Genomic DNA, 23,609 nt, shown 5'->3' on the forward strand with positions numbered 1-23,609 from the left:
CTTCTTTTATGAAACTCTTACTCCATTAACAACGTTGATCATCTGGAATGTCGCCTTCACTAGCTCTAATCATGAAAAATTATGTACGCCTCATTTCAGTACAGAGAAAAAGGAAACCATTCATAACACGGTTTCCTTTTTCAAATATTTATCCTCTGCTCTTGCTGCAAAGCCTCTTCAACTCTGACGCGAAGCAGCTCTTTAACAGCTGAATGGTTTCCGATATGATCAGTTAACATAATCTTTTTATTTGTTACTCTTTGCAATTGCTCGATTTCCTTTTGAACTCCTTTTAACAATAGACCTGTAAACAATAAATAAGGCACAAAAATTATTTCTTCTTCCGGCATTTTTGGAACGGATTGAACAACATCTTGAAAAAGAGGAGAAGCTGCGGTTAAATAGCAGCACGTCACCGGTACTTCCAATCGCTCTTCAAGCATGCGGCCAATCGTTAAAAAATCTTGCTTCATTTCCACATCCCGGCTTCCTCGACCGATCAAAATCATTCTAGACTTTTTCGGTCTATTCAAAACGCGTTTAATTCTGTCTTCCACTGCCTCTAGCATCAATTCATCAACGCCAAAAGGCATGCCATAGGAGATCATTGCTTCCGGATAATTTGTCTGCAATGTCGAAAGAATAGCTGGTATATCTTGTTTGGCATGGCCGGCAGCTAGTAACAGCACTGGGATTACCGCAATATGAGCAGCTCCTTTTGCGAAACAGGATGCAAATCCTTCCTCAATGGTAGGCTTTGCAAGCTCAAGGAAAGAGATTTCTTGAATCTCGTATGGCAGGCTCGCCTTCACTTCATTGAAAAAATGAATCGCCTCTTCTCTAGAATCTCGCAACCGACTGCCGTGAAAGATATACAGAACCCCTTTTTTCATAACGAAACCCCTGTTGTAAAATCGATGTTGCTCATCTGCTTCTCAAACCAGTTCAACTGGTCATGAAAACGAACGACTTCGCCGATAATAATCATGCATGGATTGGAAATACAATTTTCTTCTGCCGATTTCGCCATTTCCTTCACGGTTGTCGTTACTGTGCGTTGTTCTTCCGTAGTCGCCCATTCAATAAAGGCAACAGGCGTATTTTGATCCTTCCCGCTTCGTATAATCATGTCTTGGATTTCCGCAATATTTTTCACACCCATATAGACGGCAACGGTGTCCGCTGCTTTCATTAAACGAATCGTTTCCTCTTTAATTGTCCAATCCCCTGCTCTATGTCCGGTAATAAATGCACACGAAGCGCTGATGTTGCGATGCGTAAGCGGGATGCCAGCATAGGCGGAAGCGGCGGAAGCAGCCGTAACCCCGGGGATCACTTCAAAAGGAATTCGTTTTTGCACCAATACTTCCGCTTCCTCCCCCCCTCTGCCAAACAGATAGGGGTCGCCTCCTTTTAACCGCGTTACGATTTTGCCCGCCTGGGCATACTTCACTAAAAACTTATTGATCGTCTCTTGGCGCATCGTATGGTAATTTGGCAATTTGCCGCAATAAATGAGATCCGCTTCTTTTTTTGCATAAGCAAGGAGCTCTTTGTTGACAAGCCTGTCATATAAAATCACATCCGCCTTCTGAATCGCCTTCATCGCTTTTATTGTGATTAATTCTGGATCTCCTGGGCCTGCTCCGACAATATACACTTTTCCCACGCTGATCTCCCCCACTACGTACAGAGCGTCACGTCGCTTTCATCAATCACAAACCCTGCACTTTTTCGTATTTTTTTCTTTTCGTACAACGTAACATCTTCAATATCAAGAACCTTTAAATAAAATTTTTCAAGCTCAACATCTACTTGCTCGAATGCTTTCAAATCATTTTCGGCCGCGATGATTACTGGAATTTCCTTCTCCTTCGTTTTTACAAGAAAGCGATACAAATACATGCTGACACCCCATTTAAGCTCCGAGAGGTTCCAAAATCTCATCGAGCTTCGCCTGCAAAGGTTCAATGCCGACGCGATCATAATATTCTAAAAAGGTTTCGCCGGCCAGCTTCGTTTCTTTGAAATATTGCAGAAAATCTTTCAACACTAAATGAAGCTTCTCTGCCTCAATTTTTCCTTTCAATTTTTCATTAAATCGACCGCCGTCAAGAAGCGTTCCGCCAACATGAATTTCGTAGGCATCGACCATTTTTTTATCTTTTGTTCTCATCAAAACGCCTTGCAGACCGATGTCCGCGATTTGCCGCTGACCGCATGAATTCGGGCAGCCTGTGATGTGCATCCGAACAGGTACATCCAATTCTAATTCTTGATCCAAATATTCGACAATTGTTTTCATCCGCTGTTTCGTTTCAACAAGCGCAAGGTTGCAAAATTCCGTTCCAGTGCAGGAAACGGCATAACCAATGAATGATTTCGGCTTGATGGTAATTCTGCCCTTTTGAAAAATTTCTTCTGCCAGCAAAGCTTCAACTTGATCATCCGGAACGTTCGGAATCACAATATTTTGTGTATTGCAAGTTCGGATTTGTCCATTTCCGTATTTTTTGGAAATTCTGGCGATCTCCAGCACTTCCTCGGAATAAAGTCTTCCGAGCGGAACATTAAAGCCGATGTAATTCAAGCCTTTTTGCTTTTGCGGATGAACGCCGTAAAAATATCCTGCATTCCAGCCTTTTGTTTCATCGTTTCCTCTCTCCGGAAGCGGACCTGTCAGTTCAAGCAGTTTTTCTTGGAATTTTTCTACACCCCAATCGGCAACTAAAAATTTTAGACGGGCGCGGTGTCTTTTCTCACGATAGCCGTAATCACGGAAGATGGTTGTGACCGCAATGGCAACATCCTTCACTTTATCCGGGGTTACGAAAATGTTCAATGGTTGGGCCAAATGCGGTTTTGATGATAGTCCGCCACCGACCTTTACATGAAAGCCTTTCACAAGCTTTCCGTCAATCTCTTTTGTAGCTGGTATGAAAGCTAAATCATTGATTTCGGCATGTCCGGAATTGTAGTAGCTTGCACTAATCGAAATTTTATATTTTCTTGGCAAATTGGAAAAATCTCTATTTTTATGGAAAAATTGATGAATTTCTCGCACAATCGGCTCTGTGTCCAAAAGCTCCTCCGGGTCAATGCCCGCAAGAGGATTTCCAATCACGTTGCGGGCGATGTCGCCACAGGCGCCTACCGTTGTTAGACCGACTTCATCCAAGCGTCTAAATATTTCCGGAATGTTCTCGATTTCCAGCCAATGGAATTGAATGGCTTGACGAGTTGTAATATCAAATAGATCCCGGCCAAAATCTCTGCAAATCCCTGCGAGTGCAACGACTTGTTCATAGTTTAATATTCCCGTCGGTACTTTGATCCGCATCATAAAATAACCGTCTTTTTTAGGCCGTTGAAGATACAGCCCCGCCCATTTGAGCAAATCCCAATCTTCTTCCGGAATGGAAGCAAAGCCGTTTTTCGCAAAGGTGTCGATTTCTTCCAAAATATCCAATCCGTCTTTTTCAAGCTTTTTTAATTCAAACTTATTTAAATTTTCATTGTTAGCCCATACTTTTTCATGTGCCATTGCAACTCCCCCAATGTTTAAAATTATAGGAACTTTCGATTTTTTAAATATTGAAAAATATGTTCAACACTTTCTTCTACTGACCATTCCTCAGAATGAACAATGATTTCAGGATTTTCAGGCTCTTCATATGGATCGTCGATACCTGTAAAATGTTTTATTTCACCGTTTCTCGCTTTTTTGTACAGCCCTTTCGGATCTCGTTTTTCACATTCTGATAATGAGCATTTAACATATATTTCAATGAACTCATCATGCTCGAGCAAATTTCTTACTAACTCCCGATCTTCTTTATATGGAGAAATAAAGGCTGTCAAAACAACTTGACCGCTGTCTACAAATAATTTTGCAACTTCTCCAATGCGCCGAATGTTTTCTTTTCGGTCCAATTCCGAAAATCCTAAATCTTTGTTCAACCCATGGCGAACGTTGTCTCCATCTAGTACGTAAGACGAAATATTTTCATTGAACAGCTTTTGGTTTAATGCATTGGCTAACGTTGATTTGCCGGAACCGGACAATCCGGTAAACCATAGAACAAAGCTGTGATGCCCCGACTTTTTCCTCCGCTCTTCTTTTGTGACGGAATGATGATGCCATACAATATTTTTGCTTGTCACGTTAATTCCACCTCATTTTTGCAATGCTTCTTGGCGCAGACCTTTTACAAGCACTTCCACAACTTCCGGACGGCTGAAAGTGTTTGGCAGCGGCTCACCGTTTCGAAGTTTTTCCCTTACTTTTGTGCCTGATAAAATGACACGGTCGTCATCAGAATGCGGGCATGTTTTATGGGAAGCCATGCCGTCGCATTTTTTACAATAAAAGCTGTGTTCAAAAAACAGCAGCGTAATGTCTAATTCCTCTTTTGTAAAGTTGAAAAAGATTTTCTGCGCATCATATGTTCCATAATAATTTCCAACCCCTGCATGGTCTCTTCCAACGATGAAATGCGTACACCCATAATTTTTTCGAACGATAGCATGGAATATCGCTTCCCTTGGTCCGGCATAGCGCATGGCGGCTGGAAAAATTCCTAACAGAACACGATCTTTTGGATAGTAATTTTCCAACAGAACTCGATAGCTTTCCATGCGAATATCCGCAGGAATATCATCCTTTTTTGTTTCGCCGACAAGCGGCTGCAGAAATAATCCGTCTACGGTTTCAAGAGCTGTTTTTTGAATGTATTCATGCGCCCGGTGAACAGGATTTCTCGTTTGAAACCCTACGACTGTATTCCAGCCGAAACGTTCAAAAGCAGCTCGAGATTCCGCTGGTTCAAATGTTTCGTTTGGAAACGGCTTTTCCGTTTTCTTTACTAACACGACATCCCCGCCAAGATAGACAGGTGGACGCTCATACAATTTAGCAACTCCTGGGTGCTCTTCATCTTTTGTCCGATAAACATATTCCGCTTCTTTTTGTTTATCCGGCTTATATTTATCTTCCACTTTGATCACACCGTATACTTCTCCGTTAAATGTCAGCTTAACTTCATCTCCAATGTCGAAGCGATCAGCTTGTTCTTCTTCAACAGGAAGTGTAATTGGAATGCTCCAAACTATACCATTGGCAAGACGCATGTTTTCGACAACACTATCATAATCTTTTTTAGTTAAAAAACCCGTTAATGGACTAAATGCTCCAATACCGATTAACTCTAAGTCAGAGAGCCCGATATTATCCAATTCAATTGCTTCTTGAATATGAGAATAATTGTATTCTGGATTATAGCGATTGATTAATGTTCCTCCGTGCGGTGCAATCCCCATTTGATCTCCTCCTTGCTACGCCATATATTCCTATATTCATATTTATTTACTAGGCTTTTATTGAAAAAATTTTTAGCCTTAGCCGCTAAATAAATCTAAATCGTTGCGATACGCCATCATCAAAAACGAGAAAAAAAGCTTGAACAATTGGAATCATTTCATGAAACGAGTCTTCAAAACTTTATTTTTTATGACGAGTTTTTATAAAGCATTATCTGCGGAAAAAGGCCTGCTGTAGATCAAACTGTCACTTTACTTGTAAGTGATATTCATATTTTGATTGAACAAACACCAAATATAAAATGATTGAATCAATTATCGATGAAGCCGAAGCAGACGGTTTAGCAACCTTCACCTCCACCGACCAAATTCCAGCAGTCCGAATGGAGGAAAAAGCGATATGTTTTTACCGCTCCTGTACGACAGGCAGCACCCGCTGCCGCCGCACCGCTTCCTCTAATGGTTATAGGCTTCCATTATTTTGTCACACTTGTACTCTCATGTAATCCGCATTCAAGCTTTTGATGGCCGACCCATCTTCCAGAACGCAGATCATCCATGTTAATGGCTGGCTGAGTACAAGGCTGGCAGCCAATGGAAGGATAACCTTGATCATGTAAGACGATATAAGGCAAATCATGTTTATAAACATATCGCCAAACTTCCTTCCAGGTCCAGTGGATGAGAGGGCAAATTTTCACCTTTTGGAATTTCTCATCTTTATTAATATAGTTTACATGTTTTCTTGTCGGCGATTGTTCTCTTCTTAATCCTGAAATCCATGCTTTTACTGGTTCAAGCGTCTCCCTTAATGGAACCACTTTCCGGATGTGACAGCAAAGATTCGGATCTTTCTCCCAAAGCTTATCTCCATATTGCTCTTTTTGCTCTTCTAATGTGATCTCTGGTTTTTTTAATTCTATATTTAAATCTGGATATCGATTTTTTACTTTTTCTATGCAATCATAGGTTTCTTTAAAATGCAGCCCTGTGTCCAAAAAGACAATCCGTGCGGTCGGATTGACCTTCGATATTAAATCAATGAGTACAATCCCTTCAATTCCAAAGCTGCACGAATACACAATATCATCTTTATATGTTGAATATGCCCATTCCAACACCTCTAGGGCACCTTTTGTGTCCGATGTCTCATCAAACACGAGATCAGGTTCCGCCCAGGTTTCGTACGTAAGCATTCGCCTTTCCCCCTTATTAGAAAAGGAATAGAGCGCGTTCAATAAAAGGATTGAAAACCGCCTCTAGTCGTCTAGTCAGCGGTTTATTGAGACAGCTTTTTATATAATCCTTCTTTTCTTTCATTTGTACAAATGACATTTTGTACTTAAAAAATTAGGTTAGAAGATTCACAGTGTTCCTTTCAAGAACGTGCTATATGCTATCAAATTTTATCATAATTTTCCTAAAAGTCAACCCGAGTTTTTTGATTGGAATTAAATATTATATGAAAGGTTAAACTTTTTCGAGCCAACTGTCGTTTTCAGGATTTTTTCGCCATAATGACAAGCGGTCGAGATCCTCTTTTGAAATCATTTGCACATCCAAAGCCACTTGGATTAAAGTGTCATAATCACTTAATGCGATCGCCGGAATGCCAGCATTGGCAAAGTTTTGCTTTCCTTGAGGAAGACCGTAGGTAAAAATTGCGGCGACACCTAGTACTTGACAGCCAGCATTTCTTAGTGCTTCAACAGCTTTTAAGGAGCTTGCCCCTGTTGAAATCAAGTCTTCGATTACAACAGCTTTTTGTCCTTCCCTCACTTTTCCTTCTATTTGGTTTCCCTTCCCATGCTTTTTCGGTGTGCTGCGCACATAACACATAGGCAATCCCAGCTCTTCAGCAACTAATGCCGCATGGGGAATACCGGCTGTTGCAGTTCCAGCAATTAATTCAGCATCGGAAAAATGCTCACTGATTAGTTGAGCTAGTCCTTTATAAATGATTTTGCGGAGCTTCGGATACGATAGAGTCAAACGATTGTCGCAATAAATGGGCGATTTTATTCCGCTTGCCCACGTAAACGGTTCATTTGGTCTGAGAGTAACTGCTTCAATTTCTAGCAAATGTTTGGCGATTTCCTTTTTCATTCCACCTTACCCTCCCATTCTTTTTTTACCTCATTGTAGGCTGCAATAGGATCCTCTGCTTTTGTAATTGTCCTGCCGACAACAATGGCTGATGCGCCTTGTTCCTTTGCAAATTTTGGCGTCGCAATGCGGACTTGATCCTGTGCTCTATCTTTTGCTAAACGAATTCCAGGCGTAACAGTCAGAAAAGATGGACCGCACGTTTTTCTTATTTCGCTTACTTCATGGACAGAACAAACAACACCGCTCATCCCGCTTTTTTTTGCATTTTCCGCATAATGTAAAACCGTCTCAAGCAGCGGCTTTTCAATGAGAAGTTCATTTTTTAGCATCTCGCTGGAAGTGCTTGTCAGCTGGGTGACAGCGACAACATGTGGACGCTTATTTCCGCACTGAGCTCCCGCCTCCAGCCCTTCTATCGCTGCTTCCATCATGTCTCTACCTCCCGCAGCGTGAATAGTGATCAAATCGACTCCGAGCTTGGCAAGTCCTTTCATCGTTTGTTTCACGGTATTTGGTATATCATGCAGCTTCAAATCAAGAAATATTTGATGACCGCTTCGCTGTAATTCTTCGATGATAGAAGGGCCTTCTTGATAAAAAAGTTCCATCCCCACTTTAACAAATAAAGGCTCCTCAAATATTTGCACAAACTGCAATGCTTTTTCTCTCGTATCAAAATCAAGGGCAAGAATTAGAGGACGATTTTTCATCTTTCCAGCTCCTTCCGACACATTCATTCACATGATCAAAGCCTAATTCTTTCAGCCGATTCGGCAACGCATCAATAAGTTCAACACAGACGTAAGGATTGACAAAATTCGCTGTACCAATTGCGACTGCCTTTGCTCCTGCCTGCAAAAATTCTATGCAATCATCGACATTCATAATTCCTCCCATGCCGATGACCGGGATTTCTACACTTTGGGAAACCTGATAGATCATACGAACGGCAATCGGCTTGACAGCAGGTCCAGAAAGCCCGCCTGTTCCATTAGCAATAATCGACCGGCCTGTTTTCACATCGATCCGCATGCCGAGGAGCGTGTTGATCATCGTAATTCCGTCTGCTCCCGCTTTTTCCACCGCTTTTGCCATGGCGACAATGTCAGTTACATTTGGAGAAAGCTTGACATAAACCGGTACTGAAGAAACGTTTTTCACAGCTTCTGTTAAATGTCCGGCTACTTCAGGAACTGTTCCGAACATGATCCCCCCTTGTTTAACATTCGGACAAGAAATGTTTAGTTCAAGTGCTTTTACGTTAGGCGCTTTACTGATTTCTTTTGCCACTTCCACATATTCTTCAACAGTCGAGCCGGCAATGTTCGCAATGATCGGAACATCAAATTGAGAAAGCCAAGGAAGCTCTTCCTCCATCACTTTTTTTAATCCGGGATTTTGCAACCCGATGGCATTGAGCATTCCCGACGGCGTTTCCGCCACCCTTGGTGTTGGATTTCCGAATCTAGGCTCAAGCGTTGTTGCTTTGATCATGATCGCGCCAAGCTTGGATAAATCGTACAGCTTAGCAAATTCGCGGCCAAAGCCGAAGCATCCTGATGCGGGCATGATCGGATTTTTTAACTCAAGACCAGGAAGCTTAACAGTTAACATTCCAACATCACCTCCCCGATTCGAAAAACAGGCCCGTCGGTACAGATTTTCTTATAGCCCGAATCATTTGCATCGGTTTTCGTACGGCGGACACAGGCAAAGCAAGCGCCGATTCCGCAGCCCATTCTTTCTTCCAGGGACAAAAACACTTTTTTATGCGGAAATGCTTCTTCTATCGCTTTTAACATCGGAGTTGGTCCGCATGTATAGAGCGTTTCAAATGTGAAGCGTTGTTCATTGATGATATCCATAACGGTTCCTTTTGCGCCGAATGTGCCGTCAACTGTCGCCACAAACGTTTCGCCCAGCTCCTTAAACTCTTGTTCGTAAAACACCGCCGCCTTTGTTGAAAATCCTAATACATGGACAACTTCCACTCCATTTTGAACAAGCTGCTTCGACAATTCATAAAGAGGGGGAACGCCAATGCCGCCACCGACAAGCAATGCTTTTTCCTTCGTTTCTTCAACCGGAAAACCGTTTCCGAGCGGTCCGAAAACATCGACAAGCTCACTTGCTTTTTTTCTGGACAATCTTTTCGTTCCGGCGCCTTCTGCCCGATAAATTAATGTCATCGTGTTTTTTTCGGCATTGTATTCGGCAATGCTGATCGGTCTTCTTAATAACAGATCAAAACTGTCATCCACTTTTATTTGAACAAATTGTCCCGGACGAGTAATGCGTTGAACGAGCTCTCCTTTTAATTCCATTTTATAAATGTTTTTCGCAATTGGCCTGTTGCTGATGATTTCCATCCAAGCTTTGATCATTGGATCACCTTCTTTACCTATTATGTTCGGAGAGATTTTCAACCGTAAAAGCCATCGATTCAAGCACGCGTAAAATTGCCCTTGCAGTGTCTAAAGAAGTGAGGCACGGCACACCGTTTTCAACCGATTCCCTTCTGATTCTGAAGCCGTCGCGCTCAGGCTGCTTTCCTTTCGTCAGCGTGTTGATGACAAATTGCGCTTTTCCATTGCGTATCACATCCAAAATGTTGTCGCCGCGTGATCCGATTTTGCTGACAACCTTTGCTTTTATGCCGTTCTCTTCTAGAAACTTTGCGGTTCCTTCCGTCGCCAGCAGTTGATAGCCGATATTGCGAAATCTGCCCGCAATTTCTAAAGCCTCGTTTTTGTCCTTATCAGCAATCGTAAGCAGCACTGATCCGTGCTCGTAAATATTCGTACCGGCTGCAACAAAGCCTTTATAAAGAGCCTTTTCAAAGGTGGCATCCTTTCCGATTACTTCCCCAGTTGATTTCATTTCTGGTCCAAGCGTAATGTCTACACGGCGCAACTTCGCAAATGAAAATACCGGCACCTTCACAAATACACCTTTCGGCTCTTTTGCAAGCCCTGTTTTCACACCGAGTTCCGGCAAGCTAGCACCGAGTATCACCTTTGTCGCAAGCTTAGCCATCGGAATTCCGGTAATTTTACTTAGAAACGGAACTGTTCTGCTTGATCTTGGGTTCACTTCCAATACGTATACCCGCCCGTCAGCAATTACAAATTGAATGTTTAGCAGTCCGACAATATTCAGCCCTTTTGCCAAACGAATCGTATAATCAACAAGTTCTGTTTTCAACTGATCAGATAACGTTTGCGGCGGGTAAACCGCTATCGAGTCCCCTGAGTGCACGCCTGCCCGCTCAATATGCTCCATAATGCCCGGAATGAGCACATGTTTACCGTCTGAAATCGCATCAACTTCCACTTCTATTCCGGTTAAATATTGATCAATTAAAACGGGATGTTCCGGATTAATTTTTACTGCATGTTCCATATAATGGAGCAATTCTTCTTTATGGTAGACAATTTCCATCGCCCGGCCGCCAAGCACATAGGAAGGACGGACAAGCACCGGATAGCCGATTTCTTCCGCAATTTCCACCGCTTCAGCGACGGATAGAGCCGTTTTCCCTACAGGCTGTGGTATTTCCAAAGCTTCAAGCACTTGTTCGAACTTGTCGCGGTCTTCCGCCCGATCTAAATTTTCCAGGCTTGTTCCTAATATTTTGACACCTCGTTTTGCCAGCTTGCCTGCCAAATTGATTGCCGTTTGCCCGCCGAATTGGACGACAACGCCAATCGGTTTCTCCAAGTCGATAATATGCATGACATCTTCGATCGTCAGCGGTTCAAAATACAGCTTGTCGGAAATGCTGAAATCCGTTGACACCGTTTCTGGATTGTTATTGATAATGATTGCTTCATATCCTGCTTCGCGAATCGCCCAAACAGAGTGAACTGTTGCATAATCGAACTCAATACCCTGCCCGATTCGAATCGGCCCTGAACCTAACACGACAACACTTTTTCGTTCAGTCACAATCGATTCATTTTCTTCTTCATATGTGCCGTAAAAGTAAGGCGTCTCGGATTCAAACTCGCTTGCGCACGTATCAACCATTTTGTAAACTGGAACAATTCCTTGTTTTTTCCGAAACTCATAAACTTCCGATTCATCTGTATTCCATAACGAAGCGATAAAGTGATCAGAAAATCCGAGTTGCTTTGCTTTTCTCAACACGTTTACATCAAATGGAGATTTTTTCAGTTCTCGTTCATATTCGATAATGTTGTTTATCTTATTCAAGAAAAAGCGGTCGATTTTGCTCCATTGATGAATTTGCTCAACGGAAAAACCCCTTCTCAGCGCTTCGCCGATGTAAAAGATTCGTTCATCCCCTGCTTTCTTGATTCGCTTTTCAATCATTTCATCTGAGACATCGTTTTCTTTCAATGTTAAATGGTAGACGCTTGCTTCGAGAGAACGAACAGCTTTTAACAACGATTCTTCAAACGTGCGGCCGATCGCCATGACTTCACCGGTTGCTTTCATTTGAGTGCCAAGCACACGGTTGGCTGATTCAAATTTATCAAACGGCCATCGCGGTATTTTCGTGACAACATAATCAAGCGCCGGTTCAAAGCAAGCAAATGTTTTCCCTGTCACTGGATTGATGATTTCATCTAACGTCAAACCGACGGCAATTTTCGCTGCGAGTTTCGCAATCGGATATCCTGTCGCTTTTGATGCAAGGGCAGATGAGCGGCTAACCCGCGGGTTCACTTCGATAACGTAATATTGAAAACTATCCGGATCAAGAGCAAGCTGAACATTGCAGCCGCCTTCGATGCCAAGAGCTCCGATAATTTTTAATGACACGTTTCTGAGCAACTGGTATTCTCTGTCTGAAATCGTTTGGCTGGGCGCCACAACGATCGAATCGCCTGTATGAATGCCGACGGGGTCAATATTTTCCATGTTGCAGACAACGATTTTATTGTCTTTTGAGTCCCGCATCACTTCATATTCGATTTCTTTGTAGCCGGCAATGCTTTTTTCGAGCAGACATTGATGAACAGGGCTGAGCTTTAAACCGTTTGTGACAATTTCAATCAGTTCTTCCTCATCGTGACAAATGCCGCCTCCGGTCCCGCCAAGTGTATATGCAGGCCGGACGATCACCGGATAGCCGACTTGCTCCACAAAATGAAACGCTTCTTCAAGCTCATGAATTATGGCGCTTTCCGGCACCGGTTCATTCAGCTCCTTCATAAGCTCGCGGAACAGTTCACGGTCTTCAGCTTTTTGAATGGCTGAAAGCTTAGTTCCTAAAATTTCAACGCCGCACTCTTCTAAAACACCCATTTTATGAAGCTCGACCGCCAAGTTTAGTCCAGTCTGTCCGCCGAGAGTCGGCAGGATCGCATCCGGCCTTTCCTTGCGGATGATTTTGGCAACAAAGCTCGGAGTGAGCGGCTCCATATACACTTTGTCGGCAATTTCCGTATCCGTCATAATTGTCGCTGGGTTCGAGTTGACAAGAACAACCTCATATCCTTCCTCTTTCAATGCTAAGCACGCCTGTGTTCCCGAATAGTCAAACTCCGCCGCTTGTCCGATAATAATCGGTCCTGATCCGATAACTAAAATTTTCTGAATATCTTTCCGCTTAGGCATTGAGATTCCCCCTTTGAGCAGTCTTTTCCATCAGCTCGATAAATTGATTAAACAATGGATTGGCATCCTCAGGTCCCGGCGATGCTTCCGGATGGTATTGAACAGCGAAAGCAGGATGCACGCGATGTCTCAATCCTTCAACTGTTCCGTCGTTCAGTGCAACATGTGTTACTTCAAGCTCTGTATTCCTAATGGATTCGATGCTTACAGCATAGCCGTGATTTTGGGAAGTCATATACACTTTCCCAGTTTTTAAATCCTTCACTGGATGGTTTGAGCCGCGGTGGCCGAATTTTAATTTTTCTGTTTTCGCACCGCATGCTAAAGCGAGCAGCTGATGCCCTAAACATATTCCAAAGATAGGGGTTTTCCCGATAAGATCGCGCAGCATTTCAATTGCTTCTGGAACGTTTTGCGGATCTCCAGGTCCGTTTGTAAGCAAAACGCCGTCAGGCTTCAATCGCAATATTTCCTCCGCAGATGTATCATATGGAACGACGATCGAGTCGCAATTTCGGCTGTTTAATTCTCTTAAGATTCCATGCTTCATGCCAAAATCTACAACAACCACTCTTTTTCCTCTTCCTGGACTTTGATATGGTCTTTTCGTCGATACAATTTCCACCTGATTGCGCGGCAGCTCCGTTTCTCTTAATTTCTCAGCCACTTGCTTTGGATCCGCCTCAGCTGAACAGATTGCACCTTTTAACGTTCCGTAGTTGCGGATAATTCTAGTCAGCCTTCTTGTATCGATTCCACTGATGCCAGGAATATCGTTTTCTATGAGAAAATCATTGATTGAATATAAACTTCTCCAGTTGGAGGGTGCTTCACAGGCTTCCTTCACAATCATCCCGTTCACGAACGGGCGGATCGTCTCAAAATCGTCGCGGTTGATGCCGTAATTGCCGATCAATGGATAAGTAAACGTTACGATTTGTCCGCAATATGAAGGATCTGAAAGTGTTTCTTGATAGCCTGTCATTCCGGTTGTGAACACAACCTCTCCGATGATGTCACGATCGCTTCCAAAGCCATCGCCGATGAAAACATCGCCGTTTTCAAGCACTAATTGCCGTTTCATATTACTCTCCCCTTTTCCAAACGATTTTGCCGTCCACCATTGTTAAAACAGGCCAGCCTTTTGCAAGCCAGCCGTTAAACGGCGTATTTTTTCCTTTTGATGCAAATGTTGAGGCATCTATTCTTTTTTCTTCCTGTAAATCAATGAGCGTCAAATCTGCAGAAATGCCTTCTTTTAATTCCCCCATATCCAAGTTAAAAGCTCTAGCAGGCTTTACCGTCAGCCAATCAACAAGTTGTTTCAATGTAAAAATGCCCCGTTCGACAAAATATGTGTACAAAAGAGGAAAGGCAGTTTCCAACCCGACGATCCCAAACGGCGCCTTATCGACCTCTAAAGATTTCTCCTCCATCGTATGAGGCGCATGATCCGTAGCAATAAAATCGATTGTTCCATCCAACAGCCCTTCGATTAATGCTTTCTTGTCTTCTCTGCCTCTAAGCGGCGGATTCATTTTAAAGTTCGGATTAAGCTCCGGAATATCTTCATCACATAAAAGAAGATGATGCGGGGTCACTTCGCATGTCACGCGGATGCCTGCTTTTTTGGCGTCTCTGACGGCTCTGACGGATTCTTTTGAACTAATATGGCACACGTGGTAATGGCAGCCGCTAGCTTCTGCCAGCAGAACATCTCTTGCAATTTGAACGGATTCACATACAGATGGAATGCCGGATATACCGTGATTTTTTGCAAAAACTCCATCATGGAAGGATCCGCCGTTGATAAGGGTATTGTCTTCACAATGCGCGACAATTGAATATCCTTTCTCCGCCGCTTTTTTCATTGCCTGAAACATCATGCCGGCCGACTGGACACCTACGCCATCGTCCGTAAAGGCAAAAGCACCTTCCTCTTTTAATGCATCAAAATCCGTTAATTCGCTTCCGCTTTGCCCAAGTGTGATCGCTGCATAAGGAAGAACGCGAACCTTTGCTGTTTCTTTAATTCGCTTTTGTAAATTGATCATTTTTTCTTTCGTATCAATAGGCGGCTTCGTATTAGGCATGGAGGCAACGGTTGTAAAGCCGCCCTTCGCTGCAGCCAGCGTGCCGGTGGCAATCGTCTCTTTCGCTTCTCCACCCGGTTCACGCAGATGAACGTGAAGATCGATGAATCCATGGGAAAGAAGCTTTCCGTTGCAATCGATCACGTCTCCCGCTCCATCAGCTATCTCTTCCGATATTTGTTTGACTATTCCGTTTTCCACAAGAACATCCCGTTTTGTCAATTCGCCTTCCTCTGTTAACAATTGCGCATTTTTAAATAGAATGGACATGTTTCTTCTCTCCCCCTTGTGCTTTACTTTCAATCGCCTGTTTTATAACTGCCATGCGGACAAATACACCGTTTTCCATCTGTTTAAAAATTCGCGATCGGCTGCACTCTACTAAATCTCCGTCGATTTCAACTCCTCTGTTGACCGGTGCAGGGTGCATAATAATCGCATGGTCCTTCATCATTTTTTCCCGTTCCTTTGTCAATCCGTACTGCTCCAAATATTGATCAGCTGTCCATTTTTCGCTGTGGCGTTCATGCTGGATTCTTAAGAGCATCACAACATCTGACATTTCGATTGCTTCATTGATCGATACGTATGTACCGTATGGATTGGTGTCGTCCCGAAATTTTTCAGGTCCAGAGAACAATACGGTTGCCCCGAGCCTTGTCAGCACTTCTGCATCAGATCTTGCTACACGGCTGTGGCGAATGTCACCGATGATGGAAACCGTCAATCCGTTAAAACTCCCAAACTCTTCACGAATTGTCATCAAATCGAGCAAACATTGCGTTGGATGGTGTCCGCACCCATCGCCAGCATTTAATATGGATACTTGGACACGGCCGATAAGCTCGTCAAAATACCGGTCCTCGGGATGTCGGATGACGACCGCCTCGACACCGATTGATTCTAAAGTTTTTACAGTATCGTACAACGATTCTCCTTTTTGAATGCTTGAAGAAGCTCCATCCACATTTAAAATGTCAAGTCCAAGTTTTTTTTCAGCAGCTTCAAAACTAAACCTCGTCCTCGTACTCGGCTCAAAAAACAAGTTGGCGATAAATGTTTGTTCTCCGACTTTCCATCGTTTTCCCATTTTAAAGCGTTCCGCTTCATCCAAAATGGCAATAATCTCTTCAGTTGACAGCGTGCTCATTGTCACTAAATGTTTCATCGCTTTCTTCCCCTTTCCTTTAAATAAAAGCGATTGACGTTTGAATTTTAAAAAAACACCCTGCCAAGGCATGACAGGGTGTAAGCAAATGACGAAGCATGATTTGTCCCACACACCCTTGAAAGCCTCTCTGGACTTTTTTAAAAGGTGATTGCTACGCTACTGAATCTTCTTCATTTGTGTCAAAAATATGTTCTTCTTTTTTACCTGGGAGCACAAAGTTTAAAATGACGCCAATGATTGCAGCTAATGCCATTCCGTGTAACTCAAAGCTTTCCCCGAACTTAATCATCGCTTCGCCAATTCCTATTACTAAAATGACGGAAGTGATGATTAAGTTTCTTTTTTCGTTCAGATCAACTTTATGCTCAATCATCATTCTTAATCCTGAAGATGCGATGATCCCGAAGAGCAGTATTGAAACGCCACCCATTACTGGAGTTGGAATCGAACTGATCAAGGCGGAAATTTTTCCAATAAAGCCAAACAAGATTGCAAATAGAGCTGCACCGGCAATGACATAAACGCTGTAAATCCTTGTAATCGCCAATACGCCGATATTTTCGCCATATGTCGTGTTCGGCGGTCCACCGATAAAAGATGCAATCATGGTTGCCGCTCCGTCGCCGAGAATGGAACGGGCAAGTCCAGGGTCTTTGATTAAATCTTTTCCGATTACTTGGCTTAGCAGCATTTGGTGACCGATATGCTCGGATAATGTCACCACTGCGACTGGAACCATCAGCAGAATGATTTCAGATGTAATGTGAGGTGTATAATCAACAAATGGAATGATAAAGTTCGGGAGCTGAAACCATTTGGCTTCCGCCACTTTTTGAAAGTCGACAATACCGATTATAAGCGAGTATACATATCCGCCGAAAATTCCGATTAATACAGGGATTAGGTTAAAAAATCCTTTAAAAAATGCCATTGTTATAATGGTGATCAGAAGCGTAACAAGGCCTGCTGAAAAGTGAAGCAAGCTGTAATGTCCTTTAGGATCGTTCATGGCCATACTCACAGCTGTTGATGCAAGGCCAAGTCCGATTACCATAATTACTGGACCGACGACAACAGTTGGAAGTAATTTCATAATCCATTTATATCCTGTCTGTTTGATGATAAGCGCGACAACCCCGTAAACTAGGCCTGCCAAAAAGCTGCCGATCATCGCCGCTCCTACACCGCCGGCAGCTTTAGCCGCAATTAACGGTGTGATGAAGGCAAAGGAGGAGCCGACATATGCCGGCACTTTTCCTTTTGTTATCAAAATAAATGCGAGTGTGCCGAGACCGCTGGAAATCAAAGCAACAGAAGGATCAATTTTGACTAAAAACGGTACGAGAATCGTTGCTCCAAACATGGCAAATAAATGTTGGAAGCTTAAGGCGAGCCATGTGATAAAATCAGGTTTATCATGAACATCTAGTATAATATTTCTTTTCATGTTTTTTCCTCCTTATGGAATTTGCACAAAAAAACCTCTTTGGCCGATGAGGCACAAAGAGGTTTTGCCAAAGTGCATACAAATAGCGTATACACCTTTCGGACCCCTTTGCAGCCTCACGGGACTGCTATTAAAAGGGACATCTATTCATTTTCATAAATGGATACTTTTTCTTTTTCATCTACTTCCAAAAGCTGTACAACAATTTTTTCTGATTTTGAAGTAGGTATGTTTTTCCCGACATAATCCGCTCGGATCGGCAGTTCGCGATGGCCGCGGTCAACAAGTACAGCTAGCTGGATTTGCGCTGGCCTGCCGTAGTCAACAATGGCATCCATCGCTGCCCGTACCGTTCTTCCCGTGTAAAGGACATCGTCTACTAAAATGACTTTTCGATTGTTAATATCGATCGGGATATCTGAACCTTTAACGAGCGGTTCACCGCTTTCTGTTTTTTGTGTTAAATCATCCCGGTAAAAAGTAATGTCAAGGTTGCCGACAGGTATCTCTTTTCCTTCAATGTCCTCTATTCTTTTTGCAAGACGTTTGGCTAGATAAATTCCCCTTGTCTTGATTCCGACCAAAACACAATTGTCTATACCTTTATTGTGTTCGATAATTTCGTGGGCTATTCTAGTTAGCGCCCTTCTGATCGCCTGCTCATCTAAAACAACCGCTTTTTCCGGCATGCTCATCACCTCAAATTTCGGTTAAAAAAACCTCTCATCCTGAGGATGAGAGGTTTTGTGCATAGCTCACCTATTGCCATACGATTCCTTCTCAGCCTCACGGGACTGCAGTTAAAGGATGCTGTATTGTCTAAACGTATTATGACAGAGCAGCTCGTAAATGTCAACGATCATTTCTTAACATTTGCAAAATCTTTTCGAATTCTTCCGGGAGCGATGCTTCAAACTTCAAAAACTCTTTTGTTCTTGGATGCTCAAAACCAAGTACGCCTGCATGAAGAGCCTGTCCATGAATCGGAAGTGTTTTTTTCGGTCCATATTTTGGATCGCCGGCTAGCGGAAAACCGATATATTTCATATGCACGCGGATTTGATGCGTTCTTCCGGTTTCCAGTCGACATTCAATATATGTATAATCCGAAAATCGTTCCAGCACATGAAAATGGGTGACAGCTTCTTTACTGTTTGTTTTTGTTACCGTCATTTTTTGCCGATCCTTTGGATCCCTGCCGATCGGAGCATCAATTGTGGCATGATCGTGCGGAATTACCCCGTGTACAATCGCCTTATATCTCCTTTCAACCCTCTTTTCCATTAATTGATTTGCTAATGATTCATGAGCGTAATCATTTTTGGCAACCATTAATAAACCTGAAGTATCTTTATCAATCCGGTGAACAATTCCCGGACGAAGGACTCCGTTAATTCCGGACAAATCTTTACAATGATATAAAAGACCGTTCACAAGTGTTCCTGAAGTGTGTCCCGGCGCTGGATGGACGACCATCCCACGCGGTTTATTGACAACGATGACATCTTCATCCTCATAGTATATATCAAGCTCCATCGGCTCAGGCTTGACATCCAGCTCTTCCGGTTCTGGAACAGATACAATGATGACATCACCAATTTGGCACTTGTAATTGGCCTTCACCGATTTTTCATTTACTGAAACAACCCCGTCCTTGATCCAATTTTGGACCAACGTTCTTGACCAATTCTCATCTTTATTGGCCAAAAATTTATCTATTCGTTCATTTTCCTCTTTTTCCGTCACAACAAAAGTAAATTGCTCCATTTTCTACTCCTTTTGCTTCTTTTCTTCAAAAAATAGAAAATATATGAAAAGTAAAATAACACCGATTGTTAAAGATGAATCGGCAATATTAAAAATTGGAAAATTATAACCGAAAATATATGTATGGATAAAGTCCACCACCTCTTTGCGGAAAAGGCGGTCAATAAAATTCCCAATCGCTCCGCCAAGCATTAAGCTGAGAGCAACCCCCAGCATTGCATTTTGTTTCGCATATTTTTGCATATAATAAATAATCGCTACGACAACAATAATGGTAATCACATAAAAGAACACCATCTGGTTTTGCAATATTCCCCAAGCCGCTCCTTTATTGCGGTGAGACGTTATGTATAAAAATCCGTTGATAATTTCAATGCTTTCGCCAATTTCCATATTTTTTACGATCAGCCATTTTGTCCATTGGTCGAGAGCGATGACAAATAATGCAATCAAATATTTAAGCACACTGCGTTCCTCCACTCACTGGCAAGTTTCCATCAAATTTTAGCACATTTTTTGACAAACAGTAAAGAAGGGGAACAAGCAAAAAAGTGAAGCTTGTTCACTTCACTTCTTAATGATATTCTAGTGTTTTTTTTAAATATGATTTCATATTGAGAAAATCATGAATCGTTCTGGCTGTCGGAATTTGTGCCAATTGTTCGAGCGGCAATTTTTGCAATGTTTCTTCACATATGCCATAAAGTCCATATTCCATTTTTTCCAATGCAAGCTCAACATCGTTGAGCTCATTTTTTACATCCCGGATAAAAATCGGGTCATCCAATTGACTTTTGGCGAGCCGCGCATTAAGTTCGTCCTTCATTAACGTTAATTCGTCTTTGATTTGATCGAGCGGATTCATTATTAAAACCCCCTCGTCTGTTTTGTATTTATATTGTAACCGCCGCACTGCCTCCTATCACATTCAAGTTTTTCCACACACGTAAATAGCGGCTTGGAAATAATTCACACTTTAAAAGCTAAAAAGCTGAATTCTTCTTTCAATTTTGAGCAAAGTATTCATTTTTGAAAAAGCATCCGAGAAAACTTTTCCAATTGACTATGACGGATTTCAATGAAAGATCGTTCTTTTTATGACACTTCTTTATGAGGAAGCATTGCTAAATGAAAAAACTCCCTGTTTGCACAGGGAGCTGATAAAACTATGCTAAATGGCTGTAGTGATCTTTCACAATGCTTGCACATCTTTTGCACAATGTCGGATGGTCTTGATCAGTGCCTATATCTGTTGAAACAACCCAACATCTTTCACAAGTCTCACCATCCGCTTGCTTCACAATTATTTTGATGCTATCAAATGTTTGCGCTTCTTCTGGAGCATCTTTGTAATCACCGGCAATTTCTAACTGGGAAACAATAAACAGCTGTTTTAAGTCCTCTTGTATTGAATTGAACAATTCTTTTATTTCTTCGTTCGGATAAAGGATGAGAGCAGCATTTAACGATTTGCCGATCACTTTTTCATTTCGGGCGATTTCCAGGGCCTTTAATACATCATCGCGAACTGACATAAACTGATCCCATTTCGCTTCAATCTCTTTGCTGCCTTCAATCTCTACAGCTTCCGGCATATCGACAAGCTGTACGCTCTTTTCTTCAACTGATTCAATATGTCCCCATACTTCTTCTGTTGTATGCGGCAAAATCGGTGTCATCAGCTTTACAAGAGCAAGAAGCGCTTCATATAAAACCGTTTGGATAGAGCGTCGATTATGGCTGTCAGCAGCCTCAATATACAGAATGTCTTTTGCAAAATCAAGATAAAATGAGCTTAGCTCAATCGTACAGAAATTGTGAACGTCATGATAGATGGATGCAAAATCATATTCTTCATATGCTTTTCGCACTTTGGCAATTAGTTTATTCAGTTTAATGAGAATATAGCGATCCACTTCTCTTAATTTTTCTACAGAAACACGATGCTGATTTGGATCAAAATCAAACAAATTTCCTAACAAGAAACGGTACGTGTTGCGAATTTTCCGATATACTTCAGATACTTGTTTTAAGATTGCATCAGAGACGCGAACGTCCGATTGATAATCAACTGATGCTACCCATAGACGAAGAATATCTGCTCCAAACTGTTCCGTCACTTTGGCAGGAACAACAACATTTCCTAGCGATTTGCTCATTTTCCGTCCTTCGCCGTCCAGCGCAAATCCATGGCTTAAAACGCCTTTATATGGAGCTTTTCCAGTGACAGCAACTGCTGTAGACAGCGATGAATTAAACCAGCCGCGATATTGGTCAGAGCCTTCTAAATAAAGATCAGCAGGACGCTGCAAATCTTCCCGTTCAACTAAAACTGCTTGATGAGAAGAGCCTGAATCGAACCAAACGTCCATAATGTCTGTTTCTTTTGTAAAAATGCCGTTCGGGCTTGAAGGGTGTGTAAATCCTTCTGGAAGCAGGTCTTTTGCTTCGCGTTCAAACCAAACGTTCGAGCCGTGCTCGCGGAACAGTTTTGCCACATGTTCAATCGTTTCATCTGTTATGATCGGCTCCCCATTTTCACCATAAAACACTGGAATTGGCACGCCCCATGCCCGCTGACGGGAAATACACCAATCGCTTCGATCGCGGATCATGTTATGAATGCGAATTTCTCCCCAATTAGGGATCCATTTCGTTTCTTTAATTGCTTGCAGCAATTCATCTCGAAAATCTTTAATGGACGCAAACCATTGCGCTGTTGCTCTGAAAATCGTTGGTTTCTTTGTCCGCCAGTCATGTGGATAGGAGTGAGTAATAAATGAAAGCTTTAGCAATGCCCCTACTTCTTCTAATTTTTCCGTTATTTTTTTATTTGCGTCATCATAAAACAATCCTTCGAACCCTGGAGCTTCTTCTGTCATGTACCCTCTTTCGTCGACAGGACATAATACGCCTAGGTTATATTTTTGTCCGACGACAAAATCGTCTTCCCCATGGCCTGGCGCTGTATGGACGCATCCTGTACCAGCGTCGGTCGTTACATGTTCGCCAAGGATCACTAATGAATCGCGGTCATAGAACGGGTGTTTCGCAACCACATATTCCAGCTCTTTGCCTTTAAACGATTTCACTACTTCATATTCTGTCCAGTCCAGCTCTTTTGCCACTTCTTCGAGCAGGGCAGATGCGATCACAAACTTGTCAGCTCCAACCTTCACTACAGAATATTCCAAATCAGGATGAACAGCAATTCCTAAGTTTGCAGGGATAGTCCACGGAGTAGTCGTCCAAATGACGATTTTTTCTCCATCTGTTAATACATTTTTTCCGTCCTTTATTTCAAATGCAACATAAATAGAAGGCGAGCGTTTGTCATAATATTCAATTTCCGCCTCTGCCAAGGCAGATTCGCTCGATGGAGACCAATAAACCGGCTTCAAGCCTTTATAAATATATCCCTTTTTCGCCATTTCTCCAAAGACGCGAATTTGCTGAGCTTCATATTCTGGTTTCAAGGTGACATATGGATTTTTCCAGTCGCCTCGAATTCCAAGGCGTTTAAATTGCACGCGCTGCCGCTCAATTTGCTCCCATGCATATTGCTCGCAATGTTTTCGAAACTGCGCGACATCCATCTCTTTTCGATTGATTTTTTGTTTCTTCAAAAGTGCTGTTTCAATTGGCAGACCGTGTGTATCCCATCCTGGAACATAGGGTGCGCAATATCCGCTCATGGATTTATAACGGACAATAATGTCTTTTAAAATTTTGTTTAAGGCATGCCCCATATGAATATCCCCGTTTGCGAACGGCGGACCATCATGTAATATGAAAAGAGGCCGTCCTTTCGTGCGCTCCTGCACTTTTTCATAAATATCCATCTCTTCCCATTTTTTCTGGATCTCAGGTTCTTTTTTCGGAAGGTTTCCTCTCATTGGAAAGTCTGTTTTCGGCATTCGTAACGTCTCTTTATAATCCATTCTCATTCCTCCACATAATATTTGTTCACTAAAATAAAAAAACTCCTCATCCCTAAGGGACGAGGAGGAATCTCGCGGTACCACCCTTTTAGATGCGCACAAATCATGCACATCCACTCATAAACATAACGGACTTGGCCGCCACAGCCTACTAGCATGTTTCAGCTATGGACTCA

21 protein-coding genes and 1 other annotated feature (1 of these 22 cut by a window edge) are annotated in these 23,609 nt (G+C 42.5%); all 21 genes read right to left on the bottom strand.

What is annotated here, in order from left to right:
- Positions 1–140: 140 nt before the first annotated feature.
- The 21 genes from NSQ84_RS10650 to ileS all read right to left on the bottom strand — a co-directional run bounded on the left by NSQ84_RS10650 (position 141) and on the right by ileS (position 23,433).
- The gene (locus NSQ84_RS10650; RefSeq protein ID WP_066246565.1) at positions 141–893 is read right to left on the bottom strand and encodes a sirohydrochlorin chelatase; all 753 of its coding nucleotides are present in this window, start codon (positions 891–893) and stop codon (positions 141–143) included.
- The gene (gene cobA, locus NSQ84_RS10655; protein ID WP_066246567.1) at positions 890–1,669 is read right to left on the bottom strand and encodes a uroporphyrinogen-III C-methyltransferase; all 780 of its coding nucleotides are present in this window, start codon (positions 1,667–1,669) and stop codon (positions 890–892) included. The genes NSQ84_RS10650 and cobA overlap by 4 nt, the downstream gene beginning before the upstream one ends.
- 14 nt (positions 1,670–1,683) lie before the next feature.
- Positions 1,684–1,905, bottom strand: a complete 222-nt coding sequence (locus NSQ84_RS10660) for a DUF3906 family protein (protein WP_063388461.1) — start codon at positions 1,903–1,905, stop codon at positions 1,684–1,686.
- 13 nt (positions 1,906–1,918) lie between these two features.
- Positions 1,919–3,544, bottom strand: coding sequence for a ferredoxin--nitrite reductase (locus tag NSQ84_RS10665; RefSeq protein WP_063388462.1), 1,626 nt, complete (start codon positions 3,542–3,544; stop codon positions 1,919–1,921).
- Between the two features lie 23 nt (positions 3,545–3,567).
- Positions 3,568–4,164 carry an adenylyl-sulfate kinase gene (gene cysC, locus NSQ84_RS10670; protein WP_066246569.1) on the bottom strand — a complete coding sequence of 199 codons (597 nt, stop codon included), beginning with the start codon at positions 4,162–4,164 and terminating at the stop codon, positions 3,568–3,570.
- Between the two features lie 12 nt (positions 4,165–4,176).
- Complete coding sequence (gene sat, locus NSQ84_RS10675) at positions 4,177–5,319, bottom strand: sulfate adenylyltransferase (RefSeq protein ID WP_066246571.1); 1,143 nt, start codon at positions 5,317–5,319, stop codon at positions 4,177–4,179.
- A 476-nt stretch (positions 5,320–5,795) separates the two neighbouring features.
- Positions 5,796–6,515 carry a phosphoadenylyl-sulfate reductase gene (locus tag NSQ84_RS10680; protein WP_063388465.1) on the bottom strand — a complete coding sequence of 240 codons (720 nt, stop codon included), beginning with the start codon at positions 6,513–6,515 and terminating at the stop codon, positions 5,796–5,798.
- Positions 6,516–6,789: 274 nt separating this feature from the next.
- Positions 6,790–7,425 carry an orotate phosphoribosyltransferase gene (gene pyrE / locus NSQ84_RS10685; RefSeq protein ID WP_066246572.1) on the bottom strand — a complete coding sequence of 212 codons (636 nt, stop codon included), beginning with the start codon at positions 7,423–7,425 and terminating at the stop codon, positions 6,790–6,792.
- Positions 7,422–8,138, bottom strand: coding sequence for an orotidine-5'-phosphate decarboxylase (pyrF, locus tag NSQ84_RS10690; protein ID WP_066246573.1), 717 nt, complete (start codon positions 8,136–8,138; stop codon positions 7,422–7,424). The genes pyrE and pyrF overlap by 4 nt, the downstream gene beginning before the upstream one ends.
- Positions 8,107–9,042 (bottom strand): dihydroorotate dehydrogenase, encoded by a 936-nt coding sequence (locus NSQ84_RS10695; RefSeq protein WP_063388468.1) that lies wholly within the window; start codon positions 9,040–9,042, stop codon positions 8,107–8,109. Before NSQ84_RS10695 ends, pyrF begins: the two co-directional genes overlap by 32 nt.
- Positions 9,036–9,812 (bottom strand): dihydroorotate dehydrogenase electron transfer subunit, encoded by a 777-nt coding sequence (locus NSQ84_RS10700; RefSeq protein WP_063388469.1) that lies wholly within the window; start codon positions 9,810–9,812, stop codon positions 9,036–9,038. The genes NSQ84_RS10695 and NSQ84_RS10700 overlap by 7 nt, the downstream gene beginning before the upstream one ends.
- A gap of 13 nt (positions 9,813–9,825) precedes the next feature.
- Positions 9,826–13,014, bottom strand: a complete 3,189-nt coding sequence (carB, locus tag NSQ84_RS10705) for a carbamoyl-phosphate synthase large subunit (protein ID WP_066246575.1) — start codon at positions 13,012–13,014, stop codon at positions 9,826–9,828.
- A complete protein-coding gene (locus NSQ84_RS10710; RefSeq protein WP_063388471.1) occupies positions 13,007–14,098 on the bottom strand; it encodes a carbamoyl phosphate synthase small subunit in 1,092 nt (363 codons plus the stop codon). Before NSQ84_RS10710 ends, carB begins: the two co-directional genes overlap by 8 nt.
- 1 nt (position 14,099) lies before the next feature.
- Positions 14,100–15,377 (bottom strand): dihydroorotase, encoded by a 1,278-nt coding sequence (locus NSQ84_RS10715; protein ID WP_063388472.1) that lies wholly within the window; start codon positions 15,375–15,377, stop codon positions 14,100–14,102.
- Positions 15,361–16,275, bottom strand: coding sequence for an aspartate carbamoyltransferase catalytic subunit (locus NSQ84_RS10720; RefSeq protein ID WP_066246591.1), 915 nt, complete (start codon positions 16,273–16,275; stop codon positions 15,361–15,363). The genes NSQ84_RS10715 and NSQ84_RS10720 overlap by 17 nt, the downstream gene beginning before the upstream one ends.
- Positions 16,276–16,429: 154 nt before the next feature.
- On the bottom strand, positions 16,430–17,725 hold the full coding sequence (locus tag NSQ84_RS10725; RefSeq protein ID WP_063388473.1) for a solute carrier family 23 protein: 1,296 nt from the start codon (positions 17,723–17,725) through the stop codon (positions 16,430–16,432).
- A gap of 143 nt (positions 17,726–17,868) precedes the next feature.
- Positions 17,869–18,414: a bifunctional pyr operon transcriptional regulator/uracil phosphoribosyltransferase PyrR gene (gene pyrR / locus NSQ84_RS10730; RefSeq protein ID WP_063388474.1), complete on the bottom strand. Its 546-nt coding sequence runs from the start codon at positions 18,412–18,414 to the stop codon at positions 17,869–17,871.
- Positions 18,415–18,577: 163 nt separating this feature from the next.
- Positions 18,578–19,492 carry an RluA family pseudouridine synthase gene (locus tag NSQ84_RS10735; protein WP_066246577.1) on the bottom strand — a complete coding sequence of 305 codons (915 nt, stop codon included), beginning with the start codon at positions 19,490–19,492 and terminating at the stop codon, positions 18,578–18,580.
- Positions 19,493–19,495: 3 nt separating this feature from the next.
- On the bottom strand, positions 19,496–19,972 hold the full coding sequence (gene lspA / locus NSQ84_RS10740) for a signal peptidase II (RefSeq protein ID WP_063388476.1): 477 nt from the start codon (positions 19,970–19,972) through the stop codon (positions 19,496–19,498).
- A 94-nt stretch (positions 19,973–20,066) separates the two neighbouring features.
- Complete coding sequence (locus tag NSQ84_RS10745; RefSeq protein ID WP_063388477.1) at positions 20,067–20,357, bottom strand: hypothetical protein; 291 nt, start codon at positions 20,355–20,357, stop codon at positions 20,067–20,069.
- A gap of 301 nt (positions 20,358–20,658) precedes the next feature.
- Complete coding sequence (gene ileS, locus NSQ84_RS10750; protein WP_066246579.1) at positions 20,659–23,433, bottom strand: isoleucine--tRNA ligase; 2,775 nt, start codon at positions 23,431–23,433, stop codon at positions 20,659–20,661.
- A 52-nt stretch (positions 23,434–23,485) separates the two neighbouring features.
- Positions 23,486–23,609 (bottom strand) — a binding site (T-box leader) (it continues 101 nt past the right edge of the window).

It is taken from the genome of Aeribacillus sp. FSL K6-3256, assembly GCF_037965805.1.
Lineage (GTDB): Bacteria > Bacillota > Bacilli > Bacillales > Aeribacillaceae > Aeribacillus > Aeribacillus composti.

What these genes read in the sequence shown, in the direction of transcription:
- NSQ84_RS10710 (WP_063388471.1), bottom strand. Translation starts at nt 14,098, where the DNA reads ATGAAACGGCAATTAGTGCTTGAAAACGGCGATGTTTTCATCGGCGAT.
- NSQ84_RS10720 (WP_066246591.1), bottom strand. Translation starts at nt 16,275, where the DNA reads ATGAAACATTTAGTGACAATGAGCACGCTGTCAACTGAAGAGATTATT.
- NSQ84_RS10745 (WP_063388477.1), bottom strand. Translation starts at nt 20,357, where the DNA reads ATGAATCCGCTCGATCAAATCAAAGACGAATTAACGTTAATGAAGGAC.
- sat (WP_066246571.1), bottom strand. Translation starts at nt 5,319, where the DNA reads ATGGGGATTGCACCGCACGGAGGAACATTAATCAATCGCTATAATCCA.
- NSQ84_RS10715 (WP_063388472.1), bottom strand. Translation starts at nt 15,377, where the DNA reads ATGTCCATTCTATTTAAAAATGCGCAATTGTTAACAGAGGAAGGCGAA.
- NSQ84_RS10680 (WP_063388465.1), bottom strand. Translation starts at nt 6,515, where the DNA reads ATGCTTACGTACGAAACCTGGGCGGAACCTGATCTCGTGTTTGATGAG.
- NSQ84_RS10725 (WP_063388473.1), bottom strand. Translation starts at nt 17,725, where the DNA reads ATGAAAAGAAATATTATACTAGATGTTCATGATAAACCTGATTTTATC.
- NSQ84_RS10650 (WP_066246565.1), bottom strand. Translation starts at nt 893, where the DNA reads ATGAAAAAAGGGGTTCTGTATATCTTTCACGGCAGTCGGTTGCGAGAT.
- NSQ84_RS10695 (WP_063388468.1), bottom strand. Translation starts at nt 9,042, where the DNA reads ATGTTAACTGTTAAGCTTCCTGGTCTTGAGTTAAAAAATCCGATCATG.
- NSQ84_RS10660 (WP_063388461.1), bottom strand. Translation starts at nt 1,905, where the DNA reads ATGTATTTGTATCGCTTTCTTGTAAAAACGAAGGAGAAGGAAATTCCA.
- NSQ84_RS10700 (WP_063388469.1), bottom strand. Translation starts at nt 9,812, where the DNA reads ATGATCAAAGCTTGGATGGAAATCATCAGCAACAGGCCAATTGCGAAA.
- pyrF (WP_066246573.1), bottom strand. Translation starts at nt 8,138, where the DNA reads ATGAAAAATCGTCCTCTAATTCTTGCCCTTGATTTTGATACGAGAGAA.
- NSQ84_RS10735 (WP_066246577.1), bottom strand. Translation starts at nt 19,492, where the DNA reads ATGGAGCAATTTACTTTTGTTGTGACGGAAAAAGAGGAAAATGAACGA.
- pyrE (WP_066246572.1), bottom strand. Translation starts at nt 7,425, where the DNA reads ATGAAAAAGGAAATCGCCAAACATTTGCTAGAAATTGAAGCAGTTACT.
- NSQ84_RS10665 (WP_063388462.1), bottom strand. Translation starts at nt 3,544, where the DNA reads ATGGCACATGAAAAAGTATGGGCTAACAATGAAAATTTAAATAAGTTT.
- pyrR (WP_063388474.1), bottom strand. Translation starts at nt 18,414, where the DNA reads ATGCCGGAAAAAGCGGTTGTTTTAGATGAGCAGGCGATCAGAAGGGCG.
- carB (WP_066246575.1), bottom strand. Translation starts at nt 13,014, where the DNA reads ATGCCTAAGCGGAAAGATATTCAGAAAATTTTAGTTATCGGATCAGGA.
- ileS (WP_066246579.1), bottom strand. Translation starts at nt 23,433, where the DNA reads ATGGATTATAAAGAGACGTTACGAATGCCGAAAACAGACTTTCCAATG.